This window comes from Collinsella sp. LCP19S3_D3, assembly GCF_052121455.1.
GTDB lineage: Bacteria > Actinomycetota > Coriobacteriia > Coriobacteriales > Coriobacteriaceae > Collinsella.
In genome coordinates this window covers 43,828-66,164 of sequence record NZ_JBQKEF010000010.1, presented here as the reverse complement: position 1 = coordinate 66,164, position 22,337 = coordinate 43,828, and the positions used below count along the sequence as shown (strand labels likewise).

The 22,337-nt window shown below is 58.4% G+C and carries 18 protein-coding genes; 9 read left to right on the top strand and 9 right to left on the bottom strand.

From position 1 onward, the window contains the following. Nucleotides 1-2 precede the first annotated feature (2 nt). Nucleotides 3-716, top strand: coding sequence for a response regulator (locus tag ACTQXM_RS05640; RefSeq protein WP_199406609.1), 714 nt, complete (start codon nucleotides 3-5; stop codon nucleotides 714-716). 92 nt (nucleotides 717-808) lie between these two features. On the opposite strand, the gene rlmKL is transcribed toward ACTQXM_RS05640, so the two are convergent. Further along, the gene (rlmKL, locus tag ACTQXM_RS05635; protein ID WP_441537271.1) at nucleotides 809-3,376 is read right to left on the bottom strand and encodes a bifunctional 23S rRNA (guanine(2069)-N(7))-methyltransferase RlmK/23S rRNA (guanine(2445)-N(2))-methyltransferase RlmL; all 2,568 of its coding nucleotides are present in this window, start codon (nucleotides 3,374-3,376) and stop codon (nucleotides 809-811) included. Between the two features lie 75 nt (nucleotides 3,377-3,451). On the opposite strand from rlmKL, the gene ACTQXM_RS05630 reads away from it, so the two are divergent. After that, on the top strand, nucleotides 3,452-4,282 hold the full coding sequence (locus ACTQXM_RS05630; RefSeq protein WP_441537270.1) for an HAD-IIB family hydrolase: 831 nt from the start codon (nucleotides 3,452-3,454) through the stop codon (nucleotides 4,280-4,282). Between the two features lie 43 nt (nucleotides 4,283-4,325). Here ACTQXM_RS05630 and ACTQXM_RS05625 read toward each other — a convergent pair whose 3' ends face one another. Further along, the gene (locus ACTQXM_RS05625; protein ID WP_195838607.1) at nucleotides 4,326-5,117 is read right to left on the bottom strand and encodes a DeoR/GlpR family DNA-binding transcription regulator; all 792 of its coding nucleotides are present in this window, start codon (nucleotides 5,115-5,117) and stop codon (nucleotides 4,326-4,328) included. Between the two features lie 348 nt (nucleotides 5,118-5,465). Between ACTQXM_RS05625 and ACTQXM_RS05620 the strand changes: the two genes are divergently transcribed. The 5 genes from ACTQXM_RS05620 to ACTQXM_RS05600 all read left to right on the top strand — a co-directional run bounded on the left by ACTQXM_RS05620 (nucleotide 5,466) and on the right by ACTQXM_RS05600 (nucleotide 9,475). After that, on the top strand, nucleotides 5,466-6,176 hold the full coding sequence (locus ACTQXM_RS05620) for a transaldolase (RefSeq protein ID WP_117564350.1): 711 nt from the start codon (nucleotides 5,466-5,468) through the stop codon (nucleotides 6,174-6,176). Nucleotides 6,177-6,185: 9 nt separating this feature from the next. Beyond that, on the top strand, nucleotides 6,186-6,632 hold the full coding sequence (locus ACTQXM_RS05615; protein WP_154517874.1) for a PTS sugar transporter subunit IIA: 447 nt from the start codon (nucleotides 6,186-6,188) through the stop codon (nucleotides 6,630-6,632). Between the two features lie 75 nt (nucleotides 6,633-6,707). Beyond that, nucleotides 6,708-6,983: a PTS sugar transporter subunit IIB gene (locus ACTQXM_RS05610; protein ID WP_022094539.1), complete on the top strand. Its 276-nt coding sequence runs from the start codon at nucleotides 6,708-6,710 to the stop codon at nucleotides 6,981-6,983. A 71-nt stretch (nucleotides 6,984-7,054) separates the two neighbouring features. Next, nucleotides 7,055-8,446 (top strand): PTS ascorbate transporter subunit IIC, encoded by a 1,392-nt coding sequence (locus ACTQXM_RS05605; protein ID WP_089573144.1) that lies wholly within the window; start codon nucleotides 7,055-7,057, stop codon nucleotides 8,444-8,446. A gap of 324 nt (nucleotides 8,447-8,770) precedes the next feature. Further along, entirely contained in the window at nucleotides 8,771-9,475 is a 705-nt protein-coding gene (locus ACTQXM_RS05600; protein ID WP_441537269.1) for a transaldolase, read from the top strand. Nucleotides 9,476-9,699: 224 nt separating this feature from the next. On the opposite strand, the gene ACTQXM_RS05595 is transcribed toward ACTQXM_RS05600, so the two are convergent. The 4 genes from ACTQXM_RS05595 to ACTQXM_RS05580 form a co-directional block, all read right to left on the bottom strand. Continuing rightward, nucleotides 9,700-11,847, bottom strand: coding sequence for a Tex family protein (locus tag ACTQXM_RS05595; RefSeq protein WP_441537268.1), 2,148 nt, complete (start codon nucleotides 11,845-11,847; stop codon nucleotides 9,700-9,702). A gap of 475 nt (nucleotides 11,848-12,322) precedes the next feature. Next, a complete protein-coding gene (locus ACTQXM_RS05590) occupies nucleotides 12,323-14,242 on the bottom strand; it encodes an ABC transporter ATP-binding protein (protein WP_441537267.1) in 1,920 nt (639 codons plus the stop codon). Further along, nucleotides 14,235-16,049 carry an ABC transporter ATP-binding protein gene (locus ACTQXM_RS05585; protein ID WP_441537266.1) on the bottom strand — a complete coding sequence of 605 codons (1,815 nt, stop codon included), beginning with the start codon at nucleotides 16,047-16,049 and terminating at the stop codon, nucleotides 14,235-14,237. The genes ACTQXM_RS05590 and ACTQXM_RS05585 overlap by 8 nt, the downstream gene beginning before the upstream one ends. Beyond that, on the bottom strand, nucleotides 16,042-16,548 hold the full coding sequence (locus ACTQXM_RS05580) for a MarR family winged helix-turn-helix transcriptional regulator (protein WP_154518326.1): 507 nt from the start codon (nucleotides 16,546-16,548) through the stop codon (nucleotides 16,042-16,044). Before ACTQXM_RS05580 ends, ACTQXM_RS05585 begins: the two co-directional genes overlap by 8 nt. Nucleotides 16,549-17,223: 675 nt before the next feature. On the opposite strand from ACTQXM_RS05580, the gene ACTQXM_RS05575 reads away from it, so the two are divergent. Together ACTQXM_RS05575 and ACTQXM_RS05570 are read left to right on the top strand one after the other, a co-directional pair. Further along, on the top strand, nucleotides 17,224-18,048 hold the full coding sequence (locus ACTQXM_RS05575; protein WP_441537265.1) for a PfkB family carbohydrate kinase: 825 nt from the start codon (nucleotides 17,224-17,226) through the stop codon (nucleotides 18,046-18,048). Continuing rightward, nucleotides 18,041-18,370 (top strand): TIGR04076 family protein, encoded by a 330-nt coding sequence (locus ACTQXM_RS05570; RefSeq protein ID WP_441537264.1) that lies wholly within the window; start codon nucleotides 18,041-18,043, stop codon nucleotides 18,368-18,370. Before ACTQXM_RS05575 ends, ACTQXM_RS05570 begins: the two co-directional genes overlap by 8 nt. Nucleotides 18,371-18,531: 161 nt before the next feature. Here the strand turns inward: ACTQXM_RS05570 and ACTQXM_RS05565 are convergent, their stop codons facing one another. From ACTQXM_RS05565 to ACTQXM_RS05555, 3 genes are all read right to left on the bottom strand, one after another. Continuing rightward, nucleotides 18,532-18,978, bottom strand: a complete 447-nt coding sequence (locus ACTQXM_RS05565) for a low molecular weight protein-tyrosine-phosphatase (RefSeq protein WP_441537263.1) — start codon at nucleotides 18,976-18,978, stop codon at nucleotides 18,532-18,534. Nucleotides 18,979-19,269: 291 nt separating this feature from the next. After that, a complete protein-coding gene (locus ACTQXM_RS05560) occupies nucleotides 19,270-20,466 on the bottom strand; it encodes a site-specific integrase (RefSeq protein WP_299308445.1) in 1,197 nt (398 codons plus the stop codon). Nucleotides 20,467-20,819: 353 nt separating this feature from the next. Further along, nucleotides 20,820-22,082 (bottom strand): hypothetical protein, encoded by a 1,263-nt coding sequence (locus ACTQXM_RS05555; RefSeq protein WP_441067869.1) that lies wholly within the window; start codon nucleotides 22,080-22,082, stop codon nucleotides 20,820-20,822. Nucleotides 22,083-22,337 lie beyond the last annotated feature (255 nt).

Genomic DNA, 22,337 nt, shown 5'->3' with positions numbered 1-22,337 from the left:
CTGTGCCGAACTCTGCCGTGAAACCGCTCATCTTGGTCGTTGAGGACGATCCCGCCGTCCGCAACCTTATCGTCGCCGCGCTCGAGGCGCACGGCTTGCGCCATATGGCCGTGGAGACCGCTCACGCCGCCATCGCCGCCGCCTCGTCGCAGGCGCCGAGCATTGTGCTGCTCGATCTGGGCCTGCCCGATATGGACGGCGTCAAGGTGGTGGAGTCGGTGCGCGCGTGGTCGGGCATGCCGATTATCGTGGTTTCGGCACGCAGCGAGGACGTGGACAAGATCCGCGCGCTCGATGCCGGCGCCGACGACTACCTGACTAAGCCGTTTTCGGTCGAGGAGCTGCTCGCGCGCATTCGCACGACGCTCAGGCGCCTTTCGTATGCGCAGGCGGGCGGTGTTGCTTCCGAGGGCTCGTTCGATACCGGCGAGTTGCATATCGATTTTGATGCCGGCATCGCCACGATGGATGGCGAGGAGCTGCATCTGACGCCGATCGAGTACAAGTTGCTCTGCCTGCTGGCACACAATGCCGACAAGGTGCTGACGCACCAATTTATCCTGAACGAGATTTGGGGTACGGCGACTAAGAGCGACCTGGCGAGCCTACGCGTCTTTATGGGCACGCTGCGCAAGAAGATCGAGTCCGACCCCGCGCATCCGCGCTATATCCAAACGCATGTGGGTATCGGTTACCGATTGGTCACCCAGGGGTAGGGCAGAGCGCGGCCCCTCTATGAGTTGCGGTGAAATAGATCCTATTTGGGCCTTTACCAGGCATTTTTAGGAACTATTCCACCGCAATTTTGTTATTTGCCCTTGGGCTTGCTGGCGTAGAACTTCTTCTTTTTGGGCTTACCTGCACAGGTGGGCTTGCCGTCACCGCGCGGCCCTCGGTCGCCGGCCTGCGCGTGCGCGGGCACTGCTGTACGGGGCTTGCGGGCTTCGGGGTTGCGCAGCTCCTCGGTTCGCTCGGCAATCTCCTCGGCACTAAAGCCGACTTCGGCCATGGCATCCTCGATGGGCAGGCGGCGCACGATATAGCAATGGTGCACCTTCTGGTTGCGCGCGAAGTCCTCGGGGATGGTCTGCGCCGTAATGTCCTCCAGCACGACGCCCGCGCGCGCGAGCTTGCGCGTCTCGGGGCGGAAGCCGCGCAGGTTGCAGCTAAAGATGGCGTGGCCGCCCTGCGCGAGCAGGCGCGATACGCCGGCCAACAGCTCAACATGGTCGCGCTGGACATCCCAGGTGCGACGGCCCATTTTGGACGAGTTCGAGAACGTGGGCGGGTCGACAAAGATCAGGTCCCAGCGGTTGCGCGTCTGGCGCTGGTCGCGAATCCAGGCGAGCACGTCGTCGCGCACAAAGTGATGCTGCGGGCCAACAAAGCCGTTCTGACGCATGTTGCGCTCGGCCCAGTCCAGGTAGGTGTTCGAGAGGTCGACCGTCACAGTTTCCTCGACGCCGCCGTCTGCCGCATAGCAGGTAGCGGTGCCGGTATAGGCGAACAGGTTGAGAAAGCGCCGCGCCTGCTTGGCGTGCTCGCGCACCAGGTTGCGGGTGACGCGGTGATCCAAGAAGATGCCGACGTCCAGGTAGTCGTCAAAGTTGACGGCAAAGGTAAGGCCGCCCTCCTCGATGAGCGGCAGACGACGGCGTGCGATATTGGCGCGCTCGCCCGAGCCGCCCTTGCCGGCGCCCTGCTTGCCGTACTGCGAGCCGCCGCGCGAACGCATGCGGGCCTTGGCGTGCACGTGCTCGGCGGGAACATCTAGGATGCGCGGCGCGATGGCCAGAATGTCGAGCATGCGGGCCTGGGCAAGCGCGGGATCGATGGTCTTGGGCGCCGCGTATTCGGCGATGACGAGCCAGCGGCCCGGCGTCTGCGGACAGCCCTCGTACAGGTCGATGGCGGCGGAGTAGTCGGGCAGGTCGGCATCGTAGACGCGGTAGCAGCTCACACCCTCACGCTTTGCCCACTTGCGACGCAGACGGGCGTTCTTGCGCAGGCGGTTGGCGAACTGCTCGGACTCGGGGATGAGCACGGGCAGCGGCTTGCCGTCGCCCAGGTCGAGCGTGGCGGCAGGCTCGGGCATGGGGGTGTCGGCGGCTTTGTTGTTGACTTCGTTGGTATCCGCAACCTCGGCCTCGGTATCTGCGCCGGTCGCAGCCTCAAACGCTGCGGCGGCGTGGTCGAGCGACGGCCAGACTTCGACGGTCGCCTCCTCGTTGTTGGGCATGACGGCGATCGAGCGCTCGGGCTCGGCGTGGAGCGAGCGGGCCAGCAATCCATCGCGGGTGAGCGCGGCGACCGGCGCCGCGGCAAGCTCGGGCGCGCGGCGCAGCTCGCCGACCAGCGTCATGGCGTCGTGCATGAGCGAAAGCGGGGTCTCGGTGGTGTCTGCGACCACGGCGGCACCGGCAACAGCGCCTGCATGGTCCAGCACGGTGGCTGGCTTGGCAGCGCAAAAGTCGACAAAACGCTTGTAGCCGGCGCACTTGACCATGCGCTCGGCAGTCTTGCGGGCAGCGGGGTCAATGTCCACGGCGACGATGCGCGCCTGGCGCTCGCGCGCCGCCGCCTCGCGCTCGCGTGCCTCGGCAAGCAGCTGCTCCCACAGGGCGGCGTCGTGCGGCTGCCAGCCCTCAAAGCCCCAGCGCTCGCGTGCAGCGCCCGGGGCGCGGTCGGTCAGAATGTTCACGGCTTCCAGCAGCAGGCCGCCGCCGGCGCACGAGGCGTCGATCAGCGTGGGCAGGGCTTCGTTCTCGTAATCATCGGCCGTCAGCTCGCGCTCGCATAGTGCGGTCCAGCCGACCTGCGCCAGCACCAGGGCGGCGTAGTCGGGGCGCAGCACGTGCGCGCCCTCGCCGGCGCGGGTCGCTGCGGGCGGCAGGCGCTTGAACAGCGGGTCGCCCGAAAGGTCCAGGCTTATGCTCGCGCGGCGCTGACGCAGCGAAAGCAGCAGGTGAACATCGGGGTCGGCGGCATCGACATCGGCACGACGGCCCGTGGTCTCGGCCAGACGGTCGCACAATGCGTCCTTGGCGCGCAAGGCAGAGAAGCGTGTGTTGCGCAGCTGCTCGGTCACGCCGCGGGCGGTGATGGCGATGGTGGCGCCGGGACGGATGATGTTCTCCCAGGCGATGTCGTAAACGCTATCGTACAGCTCGTCGGCATCCTGCGCCTCAAAGCGCCCAAGAACCACGAACACGCGGCTCGCCAGGCGCGACCACAGACAGGCGCGGTAGCCTTCTTCGAGCTCGCCCTCAAACGTAGCGCGGCCCTTCAGCCGGCGGACATGCGAAAGCCCGAGGCGTTTAAGCTCATCGGCGAGTGCGGACTCAAAGCCCTCGGGGCAGCTTGCGTAAAATTCCATGGGTGACCTCTCTGGTTGCGTCGCTCCATTATATGATGGATGCTTCGTTTGCCCTCATCCCCGAAAGGAACCAATATGATTGATGCGTGCCCCGATTCCGCCGTGCTCTTTTTTGACGTGGACGGCACGCTGACGTCGTTCGATCCCGACGATATGAGCGATAAGGACTTTTCGGCGGTTCACCCCTCGCAGACGGTGGTTGAGGCGTTCCGTGCACTGCGCGATGCAGGGCACAAGGCATTTATCTGCACGGGTCGCCCCCTGTGGCTTATCGCCGATAGCCTGCGTGCGCTCGACCCCGCGGGCGTCGTGGCCATGGCAGGCGCCACGCTCGAGGTCGAGGGACGCGTGGTACACGAGGACTGCTTTGACGAGGACGTTATCGAGGAGCTTGCGCGCCGTATGGCCGCGGCAGGGATTGAGGCCTTTTTCGAGACCAACGTGGCTACTTTTGCCCTGGAGCCTGTGGGCGTTGAGCAGTCGTCTCTGATCGGCACTTCTGTGGTGCACAGCACCGAGGAAATGCGCGTCGACGGCAGTCTGCGCGTGGGCAAGGTATGCCTCAGTGTGCCCAGTTTGGCTCGCGTAGCCAATGATGACGGCTTTATCGATTGCGAGTTTGAGCTGTGCAACACCGGTGGCCAGAATCGCGAGCTGAGCCCCAAGGGTATTGACAAGGGCGTGGGCGTGGCGCGAGCGCTGGCGTATCTGGGCCGCGAAGGAAATGCGCGCACCTTTGGCTTCGGCGATTCGGGCAACGACCTGGGCATGCTCGCTTCGGTCGAGACGGCTGTCGCCATGGGCAACGCCATGCCCGAGGTCAAGGCGGTCGCCGACTACGTGACCGACGATGTCGCACACGACGGCACCGTCACAGCGATGCGGCATTTTGGGTTGATTGAATAAATGGCCGGGTCGCCCGCAGGGGGGGGCGACCCGGCCATTTGAGCTATTTTGCAATATAGAGCTTGGGATGGCTGCGACTGCTCTCGATCGCCGCCGTCATGATACCCTCGTCGTCTCCATCAACGATGATGCCATCGAGGTCATCGATCTGCGCGGACTGATAAAAACTGGTCTTGTTGAACTTTCCCTGGTCAACCATCATGTAACTCTGGTTTGAGTTGGTCAGGTACATATGCTTGATCATGGCTGAGAAGTCGTGCTCGACGGTAAAACCGTGGTCGGGGTGGAATCCGTCGGCACTGACAAACGCCTTGTCGGCATGGAGTTTGCTCATGCAGTCGAGCGTTAGTGCGCCCGCGAGATAGAGGTGGCCCTTGCGCACGGAGCCGCCCAGCAGCACTACCGAAGCATTGGGGAGATTAAAGCTGGCATAGTTCGCGATTGCAAGATCGCCGGTGATAATGGTGATCTCACGCTTGTCCATGAGGGCCTTAGCGAAGTAAAAGCCTGTGGTGCCGATATCAATTACCAGAACATCGCCATCATCAACAAGAGTTGCCGCGGTTGCGGCGATGGCCTCTTTGGCCTCGACTTGGACATTGATACGCTCCTCGGGATACGAGATTGCGTTGGAGCGAGAAAGCGATACCGCTCCGCCGCGTACGCGACGCAGCTTGCCTTCGGATTCCAGCGAGACGAGGTCGTGTCGTGCGGTGACTTCCGAAACCGAAAAACGGCGAACGATGTCGGATACCGAGATATTTGGCTTTTCGGCCAGCCAGTTCATAATAAATCGCTGACGCTCGGCCGGTGAAAGGTCTGAAGTAGATGCCATATGCCGCTCCTTTTGAACGAAAGGCAAAAGATACGCCTTTCGTAATCGAAATATAACGTATCGATATGAAAAGGACAAGGCAAAATCGAATGAATCAAATGAACGGAATGGCATGTCCCAAATGCATGCGTAGCAGATAGTTTACACTTAAATAGCGTGTAGAGGGTCTTGTTCTGAAGGTGCCGCCCAAAAGAAGTACGTTCACACCCGATATTCGACCGTTCACGGAAAGATGACAATTGAGCTTTCGATAGCTTTTGAAATGGTTTATAAAAGAAAACCGAAAAGCTTTTGAAACAAAGAAGAAGGCTTTCGATAGCAATAGTGCTAGATGAGAAAGGACCGAACATGGCGATCAAGGTGTTTGCCGACGGCGCTAACCTCGAAGGCATGCTTGACATGCATGACAATGGTAACGTTCAGGGTTTCACGACCAATCCTTCCCTTATGAAGGCCGGTGGCGTGACTGACTACCGCGCTTTTGCCAAGACGGTTCTTGAGCACATCACCGATGTGTCGGTCTCTTTTGAGGTATTTGCCGACGACGAGGCGGGTATGGAAGCCGAGGCCCGCGAGATTGCAACCTGGGCAGACAACGTCTACGTTAAGATCCCGGCACTCAACACCAAGGGCGAGTCCACCGCCGCGCTGGTCAAGCGCCTTTCTGCCGACGGTATCAAGGTGAATGTCACTACCATCTTCACGCCCGAGCAGGTCGACGAGTTTGTCGATGCCGTCTCTGCCGAGACCCCCTCTATTCTGTCCATCTTTGCCGGTCGCATTGCCGATACCGGCGTCGATCCGCTGCCCCTCATGGCGGAGTCCGTAAAGAAGGCTGCCGTCAAGCCTGCTGCCGAGGTTCTTTGGGCGTCTACGCGCGAGGTCCTCAATATCTTCCAGGCGGAGTCCGTTGGCTGCCAAATCATTACGGTTCCCAATGCCCTTCTTGCCAAGCGCAAGAATTTCGGAAAAGATTTACTCGAGTACTCGCTTGATACGGTCAAGGGCTTCGCCCGCGACATTCAGGCACTTGGTTTCCATATCCTGCCCGAGGAGTAGGGGGCGAGCATGCTGACCGATCTTCTTAAGCCCGAGCTTGTTGCCTGCCACGTCGAGGCCTCCGATTGGGAGGAAGCGATCAAGGCGTGCGGTAAGCTGCTCGTTGACGCCGGCAAATGCGACCAGAGCTATGTTGACGCCATGATTTCGTCGGTTCACAAATTCGGTCCCTATATGGTCTTGGAAGAGGGCATTGCCATGCCTCACGCTCAGGCCGATGGCAATGTGAGCGAGGCCGGCATCTGCATTGTCACGCTTGACCCTGCCGTTGCATTTGGACATGAGGATTTCGATCCGGTTCACGTGCTCGTGGGTATTTGCGCACCCGACCCCAAGGCTCATCTTGGCTGCTTGGCGGAGCTTTCGCAGATGTTCGAGGACGAGGACTGCGTTGCCAAGCTCAGCGCATGCGATACGCCCGAGCAGGTTTTGGAGACCATGCGTTCATTCTTTTAGGCCTTAATGGCACGGCGATGCGTCGCCGCTTTTGGATAGACGGAAAACCGTCACGTGTAGGAGAGGAAGGTTGCCATGCATATCATCACCGTATGCGGAAACGGCATCGGGTCTAGCCTGATGCTCGCTGGCAAAGTCGAGGAGCTTTGCGAGGAGGAGGGCATCAAGGCCGACGTTGAGTCTATGGACCTGAACGGTGCTTCTTCCGCAAATCCGGATCTGTTCATCACCGTTAAGGAGCTCGCCCCCGAGCTCCACGGCAACGTTGTGATCGTTCGCAGCTATGTGAACAAGAAGAAGATCCGCGAAGACGCCCTTGAGGCAATCAAGGCGGCCGCTGCTAACGCCTAAAGCGGCATAAAAAAGGGCGGTTCCCTGTGGAAGAGGGAAACGCGCCCACGTTAGAGAGAAAGGAAGCGCAGATGCAAGCCATCCTTCCCATACTTGAGTTTATCCAATCGATTCTGACCAAGCCAGCGTGGATCATGGGTCTGTTTGCCTTTGTGGGCCTTGTTGCGCTCAAGCGCCCTGCCCACAAGGTGATGACGGGAACCCTGAAGCCCATTCTTGGTTACATCATGCTGTCTGCCGGCGCCGCTGTTGTTCAGGAGAACCTTGCCCCGCTGGGTACCTTCATCGAGACCGGTTTCCACATCACCGGCGTCGTGCCCAACAACGAGGTTGTCGTTTCGATGGCTCAGAGCGTCCTTGGCGTTCAGACCATGATGATCCTGATTCTCGGCTACGTCGTGAACATTATCATTGCCCGCTTTACCAAGTTTAAGTACATCTTCCTGACGGGCCATCACAGCATGTTTATGGCCTGCCTGCTGTCTGCCGTTCTGCAGGCATCTGGCTTCCAGGATGTCCAGCTTGTCATCGTGGGCGGCATGTTCCTGGGCCTCGTGAGCGCTATGCTTCCCGCCGTTGGTCAGCGTTTCACCGAGAAGGTTACCGATGGCGATGAAATCGCCATGGGCCACTTCGGTTCACTCGCCTATTACATCTCCGCTGCAGTCGGTACGCTTTTTGCTAAGGACGCCGAGGAGAACAGCACCGAGAAGATCGAGGTTCCCGAGAAGTTTGCCTTCCTGCGCGACACCACCATCTCCACGGCTCTTACCATGGCCTTCTTCTATCTGGTTACCGCTTTTGCCGCTTACATCGCAGACCCTGCGGTCGTTACCAAGACCGCTGGCGGCGACAATGTGATCGTCTATGCCCTGACTTGTGCCCTGTCCTTCGCCGTCGGTGTCACTATCGTCTACAACGGCGTCCGTATGATTCTCGCCGACCTGGTCCCGGCTTTCCAGGGCATCTCCAACAAGCTGATCCCCGGTGCCATCCCCGCCGTCGACTGCGCCGTCTTCTTCCCCTATGCTCCCACCGCCGTCATCCTCGGCTTTGTCGCTTCCTTTATCGGTGGCGTGGTCGGTATGTTCATCGTGGGCGCTACCCTGGGCATCTTCATCATCCCGGGCATGGTTCCCCACTTCTTCTGCGGTGCTACCGCCGGTATCTACGGCAATGCTACCGGCGGTCGCAAGGGCGCAGCTCTTGGCGCTTTCGTCAACGGCCTGCTCATCACCTTTGCCCCGGCCCTGCTCCTGCCCGTTCTTGACGTCTTTGGCTTCAAGAACACTACGTTTGGCGACTTCGACTTCTCCGTCATTGGTATTACGCTCGGCCGCGCTGCCGAGGCCTTCGGTACCACCGGTGTCTACGCGATTCTCGCCGTCCTTTTGGTCGTCGCCTTCGTCCCCAACTTCATCCACACCAAGGGTGCTGTGATCAACCACGTTGAGGAAGAGTAATCCAGGCATACGTTAAGCCCTAATCGGGCGGAGCTCCGATAACCGGCTCCTACACGGAAGCGGTGACGTCTCAAATGAGGCGTCGCCGCTTTTTGTTTTGGAGCGGTTGTGAAAACGCGCCGGTGAAGCGCTGTCTCTGAGTCGCCAATGGAATCAACCGCGACGATTGGCAAAAACGTTTTGCCGCTGGGGCGTCGATATAAAAATGGTAAATCTGCAAAACCGTTCGCCGAGAAGATAAAAAACCGCAGCTTACGCCTTAATAAACGTAGGTAAAGTGTTTAGCAGCTCAATGCCCGTATGCAAACGAAAGGAATCAGGCAGATGGCAATCAAGGTGTTCGCTGACGGTGCAAACCTCGAGGGCATGCTCGACATGTACGAGAACGGCAACGTTCAGGGTTTCACGACCAACCCGTCCCTTATGAAGAAGGGTGGCGTGACGGATTACCGCGCGTTTGCCAAGGAGGTTCTGGCCCACATCACCGATGTGTCCGTGTCGTTTGAGGTCTTTGCCGACGACGTCGAGACCATGGAGGTCGAGGCCCGCGAGATTGCTACCTGGGCAGATAACGTCTACGTCAAGATTCCATGCGTGACCACCAAGGGCGAGTCCACCTCCGAGCTGGTCCGCAAGCTTTCGGCCGATGGCATCAAGGTCAACGTCACCACTATCTTTACGCCTACGCAGGTCGATGAGATGGTCGAGGCCGTTGACGCCGAGACGCCGTCCATCATCTCGCTTTTTGCCGGCCGCATCGCCGATACCGGCGTCGATCCCATTCCGTTTATGACGGAGTCGGTCAAGAAGGCCGCCGCCAAGCCCAACTGCGAGGTCCTGTGGGCGTCCACGCGCGAGCTCATCAACATTTACCAGGCCGAGGCCTGCGGTTGCCAGATCATCACGGTGCCCAACAGCATCCTGGCCAAGCGCAAGAACATCGGCCGTGACCCGTACGAGGTCTCGCTCGATACCGTACGCGGTTTTGCCAAGGATATCGCCGCTTTGGGTTTCCATATTCTGCCCTAAGCAAGGGTACCCCCTGCGGCGACGTGCAAAATCGCGAGTTTTCAGCATGGTAAAGACTTTTACCAGCTGGTTGAAGCGCGGAACGGCCCCCGTTTTGGCCCTAAAACGCCAAAACGGGGGCCGTTTTTGCTTTTATGGCCCTCTGAAGCGCCGCGGGGCTATCGGGAGATGCTGAATACTCGCAATTTTGCACGCCGCGAAGAGGGGGACGTCCGCTTTAGCGGCTATTTGCCCTGCACCATGGTGAGCGAGATCTTCTTGCGGTCGCGATCGACCTTTTCGACCCACACCTTGACCGTGTCGCCGACGCGCGCCACGTCGCTGGGGTGCTTGACAAAGCGGTTGGCCAGCTTGGAGATATGCACGAGGCCGTCCTGGTGCACACCCACGTCGACGAAGGCGCCAAAGTCCACAACGTTGCGCACCGTGCCCTTGAGCTCCATGCCGGGTTCCAGGTCGTCGATGGAAAGTGCTGAGCGGCTAAAGACCACCTCGGGCGCGTCGTCGCGCGGGTCTCGGCCAGGCTTCTTGAGCTCGTTGACGATGTCGATGAGCGTGAGGATGCCGCAGTCCAGGTCGCTTGCCAGCGCCGAGATGCTGCCGATGCGTCGCTCGATGTCGGGCACGCCGCCGCGGCTGAGCTCGCTTGCCGCCACACCCGCACGCTCCAGGACGGCCGTGGCCACCTCGTAGCTTTCGGGGTGGACGCTCGTCGCATCGAGTGGGTTCTTACCGCCGCTGATGCGCAGGAAGCCCGCGGCGTTGAGATATGCCTTGGGCCCCAGCTTGGGGACCTTCTTAAGCTGGCGGCGATCGGTAAAGGCGCCGTTCTCCTCGCGGTAGGCCACGATGTTTTTGGCTACGCTCGGCGTGATGCCCGATACGTATCCCAGCAGGCTCGCACTTGCGGTGTTTACGTCGACGCCCACGCGGTTGACGACGTCCTCCACCACATGTCCCAGGGTGCGCGAAAGCTCGGCCTGGTCAAGGTCGTGCTGGTATTGGCCAACGCCGATGGACTGAGGCGGAATCTTGACGAGCTCTGCCAGCGGGTCTTGCAGGCGGCGGCCCAGGCTCATGGCGCCGCGCACGGTGACGTCCAGGTCGGGATACTCCTGGCTGGCGAGCTCGGAGGCGGAGTACACCGATGCGCCGGCCTCGTTGACGATGGTGTATCGCAGTCCAGGCGCCTGTTCGGCGATGAACTCCGAGACGACTTCTTCGGTCTCGCGGCTGGCGGTGCCGTTGCCGATGACAATGGTGTTGACGCCGTCCTTCTTGACGAGGCGGGCGAGCTCGCGCTTGGTGCCGGCGACGTCGTGGCGCGGCTTGGTGGGGTAGACCACGCCGTGGTCGAGTAGCTTGCCGGTCTCGTCCATGACGGCGACCTTGCAGCCGGTACGGTAGCCCGGATCGAGTGCGAGCACACGGGCGCCGCGCACGGGGCGTGCCGAGAGCAGGCCCTCGAGATTCTTGGCAAAGACGTTGATGGCCTCGGTCTGCGCGCGGACGGTGAGCTTGGCGCGGGCCTCGCGCTCCAGTGAGGGGGCCATGAGGCGCTTGTAACCGTCGGCGATGGCGGCATCAAAGACGGGTGCGAACACGCCCTGGCGTCGGGGCCAACGGCTGCCGAGGCGCGCCGTGGCGGCAGTGCCGTCGACGTTCACGCGCACGCGGAGCTTGCCCTCGCGCTCACCGCGGTCGATAGCCAGCACGCGGTGGTTGGGAATACGGCGCAGCGGCTCGTCAAAGTTGTAGTAGGGCTCGTAGGGGGTCTTCTCGGTGGGGTCGGTGGCCTCGACGACGATGTCGGCGGTGTTTTGCGTAAAGGCGCGCAGGTCGGCGACGTTCTCGGGATCCTCGGCCACCGTCTCGGCCACGATGTCCGCCGCGCCGGCAAGCGCCTTTTCGGGCGTGTCGAAGCCGGCCTCCTCGTTGACGTATGCCGCGGCAGCGTCGAGTGCGCTGCCCTTGGCCGAGGCCTGCATGATGATCATGTTGGCGAGCGGTTCAAGGCCTGCCTCGCGGGCCTTCTGCGCGCGAGTCATGCGCTTTTTGCGGTAGGGCTTGTAGAGGTCCTCGACACGCTGGAGCTGCGTGGCCTCGCGAATCTGCTGCTCGAGTTCGGGCGTGAGTTTGCCCTGGGCGTCGATGAGCAGGATGACGTCCTCTTTACGCTGCTCAAGATTGCGCAGGTAGGACAGGCGCTCGTCGAGTGCGCGCAGGGCGACGTCGTCCATGCCGCCCGTGGCTTCCTTGCGGTAGCGCGAAATAAAGGGGATGGTGTTGCCCTCGTCGATGAGCTTGACGGCTGCCTCGATGTTGGCGGCCTTAAGGTTGAGCTCGCGGGCGAGCTGGGCGATAAGATCCATGGGACTCCTTGCGTTTAAGGTGCGTTTGCAGCACAGGGCTACCAAGGATACCACCCGACGTTCTGCCAAAGCAGTCTTTTTGGGACGGGGCTTTTTTAGCTACGGCGTTCCGTTAGCTTGACCAGTCTTTTTGGGACGGGGCTAAATTAGCTGTTTTTGGATTAGGGCTCAGTTGCGATTTGTTGATTCATCGATATTGGGATGGAGAACCAGCTAATTTAGCCCCGTCCCAAAAAGACTGTTCCTCCACCACCTCCCAAATCATCCTTACAAAACGAGGCCCTGGCCAAACGGCCAGGGCCTCACCACTTCTTTTCAGGCTGCGAGAAAAGACCGTGTGCGCAGGCGCTCCCCGAGGGAGACGGGGGTGTTTGCTCCGCGCGCAGTTTCGCAGCGAAGCGAGAATGTTTGAGCACGGAGTAAACACCCCGTCTCCCTCGGGGAGCTCCGTTGGGAGCGTAGGGGATGTTTTGAGCTACTCCAGCTCAAACGCTCCGGTATAGAGCTGGTAGTAATATCCGCGCTTGGCGATCAGCTCGTCGTGGTTGCCACGCTCGATGATGCGGCCGTGATCCAGGCAGATGATTGCGTCGGCGTTGCGCACGGTGGACAGGCGGTGCGCGATGACAAACGTCGTGCGGCCCTCCATGAGCTTATCCATGCCCGCTTGCACGATGGCCTCGGTGCGGGTGTCGATGCTCGACGTGGCCTCGTCCAGAATCATTGCCGGCGGATCGGCGACGGCGGCGCGTGCGATCGAAATCAGCTGGCGCTGGCCCTGCGACAGCTGGGCGCCGTTGCCGGTGAGCATGGTGTCGTAGCCGTCGGGCAGGCGGGTGATAAAGTCGTCGGCGCCCGCGAGCTTGGCCGCCGCGATGCACTCCTCGTCGGTGGCGTCCAGGTTGCCGTAGCGGATGTTGTCCATCACAGTGCCGGTGAACAGGTTCACGTCCTGCAGCACCACGCCCAGTGAGCGGCGCAGATCTGCCTTGCGGATCTTGTTGACGTTGATGCCGTCGTAGCGGATCTTGCCGTCGGCGATGTCATAGAAGCGGTTGATGAGGTTGGTGATGGTCGTCTTGCCCGCGCCGGTGGCGCCGACAAACGCGACCTTCTGGCCCGGCTTGGCAAACACGGACACGCCGTGCAGCACCTCGTGGTCGGGCGTGTAGCCAAAGTCGACGTTGTCCATGACCAGGTCGCCGCGCAGCGGTACGTACTCGATCTCGCCGGTTGCACGGTGCGGGTGTTTCCATGCCCACATGCCGGTGCGGTGGTCGGCCTCCTCGAGCTGCCAGGTCTCGGGGTTCACCTGCGCGTTGACGAGCGTCACGTAGCCTTCGTCGGTCTCGGGCTTCTCGTCGATGAGCTCAAAGATGCGGTCGGCGCCGGCGAGACCCATGACCACGGCGTTGATCTGCTGAGAGATCTGACCGATCTGTCCGCAGAACTGCTTGGTCATGTTGAGGAACGGCACCACGACGGCGATGGACAGCGTCATGCCCGAGATGCTCAGGTTGGGCACGCCCAGCGCCAGGAAAATGCCGCCCGCCAGTGCGACCAGCACGTAGAGCAGGTTGCCCAGGTTCATAAGGATGGGCATGAGGATGTTGGCGTACATGTTGGCCTTTTGCGATACCTCGAAGAGCTTTTCGTTGCGCTCGTCAAAATCGGCCTCGGCAGCGGACTCGTGGCAGAATGCCTTGACGACCTTCTGGCCGTTCATAACTTCCTCGATATGGCCCTCGACCACGCCGAGCTCGGTCTGCTGCGCAATAAAGAAGCGCGCGGAGTTGGAGCCGAGCAGCTTGGTCATAAAGGTCATAAAGGCGACGCCGGCAATAATCACCAGACACATCCACACGCTGTAGTACAGCATGATAAAGAACACCGTGACGATGACGATGGTCGTCATGAGCAGGTTGGGCAGCGACTGGCTGATCATCTGGCGCAGCGTGTCGATGTCGTTGGTGTAGTGGCTCATGATGTCGCCGCGCTGGTGCGTGTCGAAGTATCGGATCGGTAGGTCCTGCATGCGGTTGAACATCTTCTCGCGCAGCTTTTCCAACGAGCCCTGCGTGATGATGGCCATGGTGCGGTTCCAGAACAGCGAGGACAGGATGCCGACGCCGTAGATGCAGGCGAGGGTGGTCACGAGCTGCGCGATCTTGGGCTGTGCGGCTTCCCAATCGCCCGACTGCCACGATTCGCTAATAATCTGCAGGGCGCTCTGAAGGAAGGTCGCGCCGATGGAGTTGATGACGGCGCAGAGCACCACGCCGGCGACGACGAGGGGCAAAAGCACGGGGTAGAAGCCAAAGAGCGTCTTGATGAGGCGCGACATGGTGCCGCTCTTGCGGTTGAGCGCGCGCTCGGCGGTGGTTGCCTTACTCATGTGCCTCGCCTCCTTCCTGGTTCTGGGCTTGCGTTGCGGATGCCTCGGTGTCGGCCTCGACGGCCCCTTCGCCCTCGGCAGACATCTTGTTTTGCGAGGTGAAGGTCTCGCGGTAGATCTCGCTCGTCTTGAGCAGCTCTTCATGGTTGCCGATCTGAGCGATACGGCCGCCCTCCATGACGATGATGCGGTCTGCGTCCTGCACGGAGCTGATGCGCTGGGCGATGATGAGCTTGGTTGTGTTGGGCAGATAGCTTGCCAGCCCTGCGCGGATCTTGGCATCGGTCTTGGTGTCGACGGCGCTGGTGGAGTCGTCCAGGATCAAGATCTTGGGGCGACGCAGCAGGGCGCGCGCAATGCACAGGCGCTGCTTCTGGCCGCCGGAAACATTGGAGCCGCCCTGCTCGATCCAGGTGTCGTAGCCCTTGGGGAAGCCGTCGACAAACTCATCGGCGCAGGCCAGATGTGCCGCCTCGCGGACTTCCTCGTCGGTGGCGTTCGGGTCGCCCCAGCGCAGATTCTCGGCGATGGTGCCGCTAAACAGCACGTTTTTCTGCAGCACCATGGCTACCTGGTGGCGCAGGGCGTCCAAGTCGTAGTCGCGCACATCCACGCCGCCCACGCGCACGGTGCCTTCGGTGGCGTCGTACAGGCGGGCGATGAGGTTTACAAGCGTGGACTTGGCCGAGCCGGTACCGCCGATGATGCCGATGGTCTCGCCGCTCGTAATGTGCAGGTCGATATCGTCGAGCGCCTGGCGCTTCGCATGCGCGGAATACTTAAAGCTCACGTGGTCAAAGTCGATGGAGCCGTCGGCAACCTCGCGCACGGGCACGGCGGGATCGGCGATCGTGGGCTCGGCGGCCAGCACCTCGGTAATGCGGTGCGCCGATTCGTCGGCCATAGTTACCATGACAAAGATCATCGACAGCTGCATCAGGCTCATAAGGATCTGGAAGCCATAGGTAAAGATCGAGGAGAGCTGGCCCACGTCGAACAGCGTGCCCTGGCTCGTGATGATGAGCTTGGAGCCCAGGTAAATGATGACGACAAACGCGCCATTGACGCAGATGTTCATCATGGGGTTGTTAAAGGCGAGCAGCTTCTCGGCACGGGTGAAGTCCATCTGGACGTCGCGTGCGGCGGTCGCGAACTTCTCCTTCTCAAAGTCTTCGCGCACATAGCTCTTGACCACGCGCATGCCGGTGACGTTTTCCTCGACGGACTCGTTAAGGGCGTCATACTTGTGGAACACACGCGAGAAGATGGGGCGCACCTTAAAGATGATAAAGAACAGCCCAAAGCCCAGCAGCGGAATGATAACCAGGTAGACCATGGCAACGCTGCCGCCCATGATAAACGCCATGGTAAAGGCGAAGATCAATACCAGCGGCGCGCGCACGGCGATACGGATGATCATCATAAAGGCCTGCTGCACGTTGTTGATATCGGTGGTCAGGCGCGTGACGAGCGAGGAGGTCGAGAACTCATCGATGTTGGCAAAGCTGAACGTCTGGATCTTGTAGAACAGGTCGTGACGCAGGTTCTTGGCGAACCCGCAGCTCGCATGGCTGCAGGTGACGCCGGCAGCGGCGCCAAAGGCAAGCGACGTCAGCGCGATGAGCACCAAAAAGCCCGCGGTGGGAAGCATCTCGGCTACGGTGGCGCCGTCTTTGATGGCGTCGATCAGGTTGGCGGTGATAAATGGAATCAGCATCTCGCAGAGCACCTCGCCAAGCACGAGCAACGGCGTGGCAACGGTGACTTTCATATAGTCGCGGATGCTGCCCATGAGGGCTTTAATCATCCAGTTCCTCCCAGGTTTTGCGGATTTTATCGAGCATTTCGGCGAGCTGCTCGCGCTCGTCGTGGGTGAGCGCGCTAAAGGCCCGTTCTCTAAAGCGGATGCGGGCCGCCTGGTCGATGCGGGCGTTTTCCCGGCCGGTTTCGGTCAGGCGAATGGTGAGTTGCCGTCGATCCTTGGGGTTACGGCTGCGCTCAATGAGGCCGTTGAGCTCGAGCTTGGACAGGATCTCGGAAAGCGACCCCGGCTTGAGGCCGAAGTGCATGCCGAGTTCCTGCTGCGACATCTCGCCGCCGGGCTGCTTGGCCAGTAGGCAGATGATGGGCGCCTTGCCGGACACGCCTCCGCCATGAAAATGCATGTAATGGCCGCAAAAGCCCAGGTTATTGAGGATGCGCTTGGCAAGCTTGTCTTCCGAGCTAACCGCTTCGGATACATCCGCCGGCTGTGACGGGTCGCCGCCGGGCTCGTGCGAACAAAGGCTAAGAGGTTCATCGCACATAAATGAGTGCTGCTCCTTTCTTTAGTTAGGTAGTGGAATTGTTTTGTGCCTAACCAATTTAGGAGCGTGAGAAATCAAAGTCAAGGTACCAAACTAGTGGTTACGCGGTTTTACCAAACCGCGTAACGGCTCGACGCTGCAAACCCGCCAGAGCGGCAATCTGCCTTTCAACTTCGGCGGCATGACCAGAAGGTCAATGCCGCCTCGTTTCAAGGCACCTTGCTCACTCTGGCGGGTTTTCGCTGACTTCGCCAAAACATCGGCGTTGCCCTTGTTGGGATAGTCGTTGGGGACGTTCTTGTTTGACTAGTCGTTTAAGAACGTCCCCAACGACTAACTTAAAAACTATGCCGGATTACGGGGCTGAATGACGGATTGCCGACCATGCCGAAATTGGTAAAAAGAAAACCGCAGGTAGAAGGTTCGCTATGATTTGAAAATAAGGGGTGTGGTTGGCTCATTCAGGTTTAGCCCCGTAATCCGGCATAGTTTTGAAATGGCACTGAATAAGTGGCGGCAAATGAGCCGCAATGAAGCAAGCTAGCCCCTCGTTTCCGAAACCTTTCCGCAACAATTTGCCCTTCGTGCCGCTCGACTCCGCTCGCAACGTCCCCTGCGCTACACTTAGTCGCACTGTGGCGCTGCCGCGCCGCGCCCGACCCAAGGGGGACACTCATGAAGAACACTCAGCTGTTGCTGATCAACGATATGTGCGGCTACGGCAAGGTCGCGCTTTCCGCCATGCTGCCGGTGCTGTCGCACATGGGTTACCGTATCCACAATCTGCCGACGGCACTTGTGTCCGATACGCTCAACTATCCCAAGTTCTACATCCACGACACCACGGAGTACGTGCGTCAGAGTCTTGCCATCTGGGAAGAACTCGGCTTTGAGTTCGACGCCATCTCGACCGGCTTTATCGTGACCGAGGAAGAGACGCGCATCATCTCGGACTTTTGCCACCGCCGTGCGCAAAAGGGCACCAAGGTGTTCGTCGATCCCATCATGGGTGACAACGGCAAGCTCTATGCGGGCGTGCCCGAGTCCACGATTGGTCTCATGAGGCACCTGCTCGAGTGCGCCGACTACGCGGTGCCCAACTATACCGAGGCGTGCCTGCTTGCCGATAGGCCTATCGCCGAGCAAATCACGCCCGACGAGGCCCGCGCCCTTGTGGACGCCGTGCGTGAGCTGGGTGCCAAGTCTGTGGTCATTACGAGCGCCGTAGTCAATGGCACGAACGCGGTTATCGGTTACGACCATGTGGCGGGGGAGTACTTTACGATTCCCTTTGAGCTCATTCCGGTCTATTTCCCGGGCACGGGCGACACGTTCTCGGCGGTGCTCGTCGGCCGCGTGATGGCCGGTTGGAGCCTGCAGCGCGCAACGGCCGATGCCATGCGCGTGGTGGCAGAGCTTATCGAACGCAATGCCGACCAAGAGGACAAATCGGCCGGCCTTCCCATCGAGGCCTGCCTGGACGTGATCGACCATGAGTAACGCTGGCGAGAACGGTGCCAGGCCTGCGGGCGGGGGCAAGCCGCTCGGCGCGCCGCGTGACAAGCGTCCGCGTATCCGCGTGAGCTGCGTGGACCAGCTGGGTGCGTGCCGCTGCCACCATGGTCACAAGCCGGGCGACGTTTTTGACTTCGACCGAGACCGCGGCAAGATGTGCGCAATGGCCTGCCATGTGGGCTTTCCCTATATCGATATCCTGCGCTATGGCGGAACCGTGCCTGGCAACGAGCCTGGTACGGCAAAGTTCTGCTGCCCCGAGGTCGATACGCTGAACGTCTGGCTCGCCGAGATCGTCGACGAGTAGTCGAGCGTGGATTATCTCCCGCCGAGAAAATGAGCGTGGATTTTCTCCCGTTTAGAGCGCACTTGAACGCTCAAAGTGGGAGAAAGTCCACGCTCGATTTATATGCGGGAGAAAATCCTCGCTCGCTGCATGTCGATGGTGCGGTTCGTGTGCTCGCGAGCCTACAGTTGTTCGAGCATAGCAGTGCAACCGTCGAGCACGTCGCGGTAGGTGGCATCGAAGTTGCCGGTGTACCAGGGATCGGCCACGTCGCCGGGGCGCTCGGTCCAATCGAGCAAGCGCGTAATCTTGCCGTCGGGGTCGTCGCCAAAGATGCGACGCAGGTCGCGCGCGTTCTCAGCATCCATATAGACAATGTGATCCCAGTCGCCATACTCCGCGCGACGCACCTGGCGCGCGCGGTGGGCAACGACGGGAATCCCGACTTCGCGCAGCTTGGCGACCGTGCCATGATGCGGCGGGTTGCCGATCTCCTCGGTTGAGGTCGCTGCGGAATCGATGACAAACTCCGCCTCGCGCCCAGCGCGGCGCACGAGCTCGGTAAGCACCGACTCAGCCATCGTCGAGCGACAGATGTTCCCATGGCAGATAAACAGTACGCTTTGCATAGGGCGATACCTTTCATATAGAAGGCTGCTAAAGAGTTGAAGCCGGGCGCATGCCAAGTTTTATTTCTTGGCCAGTTTGAAGTAGCGCTCAAATATCAATCTCTACCTGCGATAATAACAAGATAAGACCTCTATCCCCAACACTTCTACTGCATTCAACGAGCTGAATGGTTCTAAAAATTAGTTTCCAATATAGGGAAGGAAATCCACTTTATTAAAACCAGAAATCAGGCAAAAGTAAAAGCAAAAGTAGTAAAAACGTAGTACGACTCAAATTTTTACTACCAATGTCTACCTGCGGTTTTGTTCAATAGCAAGCATCTCGTCTTGAATATCTTCAAGCCCAAGATGGGTGTAAACGTTGTAGGTGGTGTTGATATCTGAGTGCCCCATAATGTATCTGAGCTTTGCTGGACTCATGCCAGCGCGTGCCATTCGGCTACAGAAAGTGTGTCTGAGCTGGTGCGGGGTTATATGAGGCAGCTCTTCCTTATAGATGCGGTTGTGCTTAATGACGGCGCGTTTGAGCCTATGCTCCCAATGCAGGGCAACGCATGGCATCTCATTCTTGTCTAGGCAGATGAAGCCCCTTACCCCATCAATAACAGGCTCTTCTTTTGGCTGCGCCCTCTGTCCGATGAGACTGTGGAAGGCTTTTTCGACAGAAGCGGTCATAGGGATATATCTCATACCAGATTTCGTCTTGGGTTCTTCAACGTAATACTGCATATCTCTCGCACGATGGAGTTGCTTTTGAACGCATATGCAGTGATTTTCGAAGTCAATGTCATCAAGGGTCAGGCCGCAGTATTCAGAAATTCTGAGTCCAGTGTTCAACAAGATGAAGTAAGTCTCAAAGTAGCGCGAGAAGTGATGATCTGAGCGCATAAATTCAAGGAATAGCCGTTCCTGCCTAACGCTTAACGATTCTCTGGATACCGTATCGTTGACCAGCACATTGATAAGCTCGAAGTTAAAGGGGTTTCTTCTGATGAGGCCGCATTCTTCAGCAAGTTGAAAGGCTGGCCTGAGTACGCCTCGGATGCTACAGACGCTGCTATAGCCCTTTCCAACATCTTGCTGAAGGTGGATAAGCCATTTCTTTGCGTCCAACACCGTAATGTTTGATATTTTGGCTTTGCTGAAGCTGTCTGTTTTCAGGTAATTGGTGACGGTTTTATAGGCGCTAACGGTTGTCTTTCGTACCGCAACCTTGGTCGCAAGGTAGTTCTCAACCAGAGTCATGACGGTCATGTTCTCAGGTGCAATGTGGTCGAAGAGGTCTTTTTGAACCTGCTGCTCTTTTTGTCTTAAGCAGAGGTCTCTCTTTTTGCCGTGTGGCGTTTGGTCGTGAATTGTCAAAGTCCACGAATAGACAAAGCAGGTTTTTCCCATCCAATTGGTGTATTTGAATGAGTAACGACCGTCTGGGCGCTGGCCTTCTCCGCGATGGAGAACTCGACCCTTGTTATCTTTCCTATTCGACATAGCTTGAATCTCCTTTCAGAGACTCAAGCACGACAACATGATTGTAGCTATGGGGTTGTCTATGCCATGGTAAAAGGGTTCGTTTATTGGGTTAAATCAAAGGAAATGAGGCCTATTTGCCCCGTTGAGGCTGGGATTGGAGTAAGTGTCCATCGGCGTAATCCCAAGCCCAAATTTCGCCCTCAGCGTGCATCTTTGCTATAGGCTGAGCGGACATCAATTGAAATCGCAGTTTGATTGAGTCCTAATAGTTTCAACGACTTTATAGGTCGCATGAATACAAAAGGCTGCGTAGCGTCAATGCTTGGGGCGCTGCGCAGCCGTTATTTCTTTAATTGGGCGAAGGGGAGAGTCTAGTTCTCTAATTGAGTGAATTGAATGCTGCCGCCCTCGTTCTCGGTGTCTTCGTCTGTCAAGACAAGGTAGACGCTCCAGTTCTCATCGGTGGTTTCCCACCAATCGTAGCTGTACATGTCGTTGCCTTTGTTGTATTGGGATATGTCTTTGGTCTTGTAATCGTTGCCGAAATAGGATGCGAGGGTGTTGACGATGTAATCTCTATCGGAGGCGTAGTCGCTTAAAGACCATTTGAAAAAGAGGTTAATTACTTTTCCAGTATCTTTATTGACATCGTATAGAAATTCTCCATCAATCCCGAGGAAGGTGACCTTCTCGCGCAAATCGACCCCATCCTCTTTTGCGCTTGGAATTGCCTTTTTAACGTATTGAGTGGTCTGCCCGATATATTTCAACCGCTCTCGTACTTGGTCAAGGTCTTTATTAACGGTGTCATGGTCAAGCGGCGTTTTGGTTTCCGTGGGTGCGGCTACGGTCGTGATAATGGATGCTTGCAGAAGGGTATACCCACCGTTTTTTGTCCTGCTGTAGGTGAAGCCGTTCCTGCTTGCCGCGCCCTGCTCATCGATTTCTTTGACGATTTCACCGACTGAATCCCAGTCAAGTGACGGGTCGCATGCCTCAATCATCGCCACAAGGAAGCGTGCCATCTTTTTGTCATAGCTACTTTGGTTGTTGTCGAGCATGACAACGATGCCGTAGTTGAGAGGTTCAGAATAGAGAAGGGTTGGGGCGAGGTTCTCGTCCTTCAGTGAAAAAGAGAGCTGCCCCGCCATCTCGTCATTTGAGTCATTAATTGAATAGACAGTCAGTTTGTAGTCGTATTCTTCGTGCACTGTAAAATCGCTGTCGTTAAGCTCTCGAAGTCTTTTTTCGAAAACCTTCGAGTAGGTGTCTGGGCATATGGTCAGCTTTTCGTTCTCCAGAAACGAGGTAACCTTCTCTGTCTTTTTCTCAATTGTTTTCTCGCAGCGAGAACATGTTTTGACATAGACCCTTTCGGAGAACGTGGAGTCGAATCCATCGTCTTTCCAGTCCTCGAGTTTGTGACCCAGCGGATTGCCCTCGGTTGCTCCGCATTCCTTGCAGGTCTTAGGTTTGGTGCAGGTCGCTTTCTTCCATTTATGGGTGTGGAAAATGTTGAGTGTTGCACTCGAATTCGGTTCTGTGGCAAGGCTAGGCACTAAAGCAATCGCGCAAACCAATACGAGGGCAATCGTAACTAAGAGGGCTAGTTGTTTGTTCGTTGGCTTCTTCATCCGCTCTCCTTCCAAAGGTATCCCGACAACCGTGGAAGGGGAGAAGCACATCATTGCAATTAAGCGATGTGGAGGACACCTACCACAGTTACCACACCGCAAGGCTTCACATGCATATGCGAACAGACCTTGAAAGGCGGGTGCCCTCCAATTCGCCTGTTTGCATACGCAAAGCAGCAGCTATGCCATTGTGAAGCTCCATCCAAATATATGGATGTTGCGGTGTGGTAGATGAGATTGTATCAAGGGCATGGC

Bases quoted from the DNA above. Each gene is read 5' to 3' on its own strand.
- rlmKL (WP_441537271.1), bottom strand. From the start codon at position 3,376: ATGGAATTTTACGCAAGCTGCCCCGAGGGCTTTGAGTCCGCACTCGCC.
- ACTQXM_RS05630 (WP_441537270.1), top strand. From the start codon at position 3,452: ATGATTGATGCGTGCCCCGATTCCGCCGTGCTCTTTTTTGACGTGGAC.
- ACTQXM_RS05625 (WP_195838607.1), bottom strand. From the start codon at position 5,117: ATGGCATCTACTTCAGACCTTTCACCGGCCGAGCGTCAGCGATTTATT.
- ACTQXM_RS05620 (WP_117564350.1), top strand. From the start codon at position 5,466: ATGGCGATCAAGGTGTTTGCCGACGGCGCTAACCTCGAAGGCATGCTT.
- ACTQXM_RS05615 (WP_154517874.1), top strand. From the start codon at position 6,186: ATGCTGACCGATCTTCTTAAGCCCGAGCTTGTTGCCTGCCACGTCGAG.
- ACTQXM_RS05610 (WP_022094539.1), top strand. From the start codon at position 6,708: ATGCATATCATCACCGTATGCGGAAACGGCATCGGGTCTAGCCTGATG.
- ACTQXM_RS05605 (WP_089573144.1), top strand. From the start codon at position 7,055: ATGCAAGCCATCCTTCCCATACTTGAGTTTATCCAATCGATTCTGACC.
- ACTQXM_RS05600 (WP_441537269.1), top strand. From the start codon at position 8,771: ATGGCAATCAAGGTGTTCGCTGACGGTGCAAACCTCGAGGGCATGCTC.
- ACTQXM_RS05595 (WP_441537268.1), bottom strand. From the start codon at position 11,847: ATGGATCTTATCGCCCAGCTCGCCCGCGAGCTCAACCTTAAGGCCGCC.
- ACTQXM_RS05590 (WP_441537267.1), bottom strand. From the start codon at position 14,242: ATGAGTAAGGCAACCACCGCCGAGCGCGCGCTCAACCGCAAGAGCGGC.
- ACTQXM_RS05585 (WP_441537266.1), bottom strand. From the start codon at position 16,049: ATGATTAAAGCCCTCATGGGCAGCATCCGCGACTATATGAAAGTCACC.
- ACTQXM_RS05580 (WP_154518326.1), bottom strand. From the start codon at position 16,548: ATGTGCGATGAACCTCTTAGCCTTTGTTCGCACGAGCCCGGCGGCGAC.
- ACTQXM_RS05575 (WP_441537265.1), top strand. From the start codon at position 17,224: ATGAAGAACACTCAGCTGTTGCTGATCAACGATATGTGCGGCTACGGC.
- ACTQXM_RS05570 (WP_441537264.1), top strand. From the start codon at position 18,041: ATGAGTAACGCTGGCGAGAACGGTGCCAGGCCTGCGGGCGGGGGCAAG.
- ACTQXM_RS05565 (WP_441537263.1), bottom strand. From the start codon at position 18,978: ATGCAAAGCGTACTGTTTATCTGCCATGGGAACATCTGTCGCTCGACG.
- ACTQXM_RS05560 (WP_299308445.1), bottom strand. From the start codon at position 20,466: ATGTCGAATAGGAAAGATAACAAGGGTCGAGTTCTCCATCGCGGAGAA.
- ACTQXM_RS05555 (WP_441067869.1), bottom strand. From the start codon at position 22,082: ATGAAGAAGCCAACGAACAAACAACTAGCCCTCTTAGTTACGATTGCC.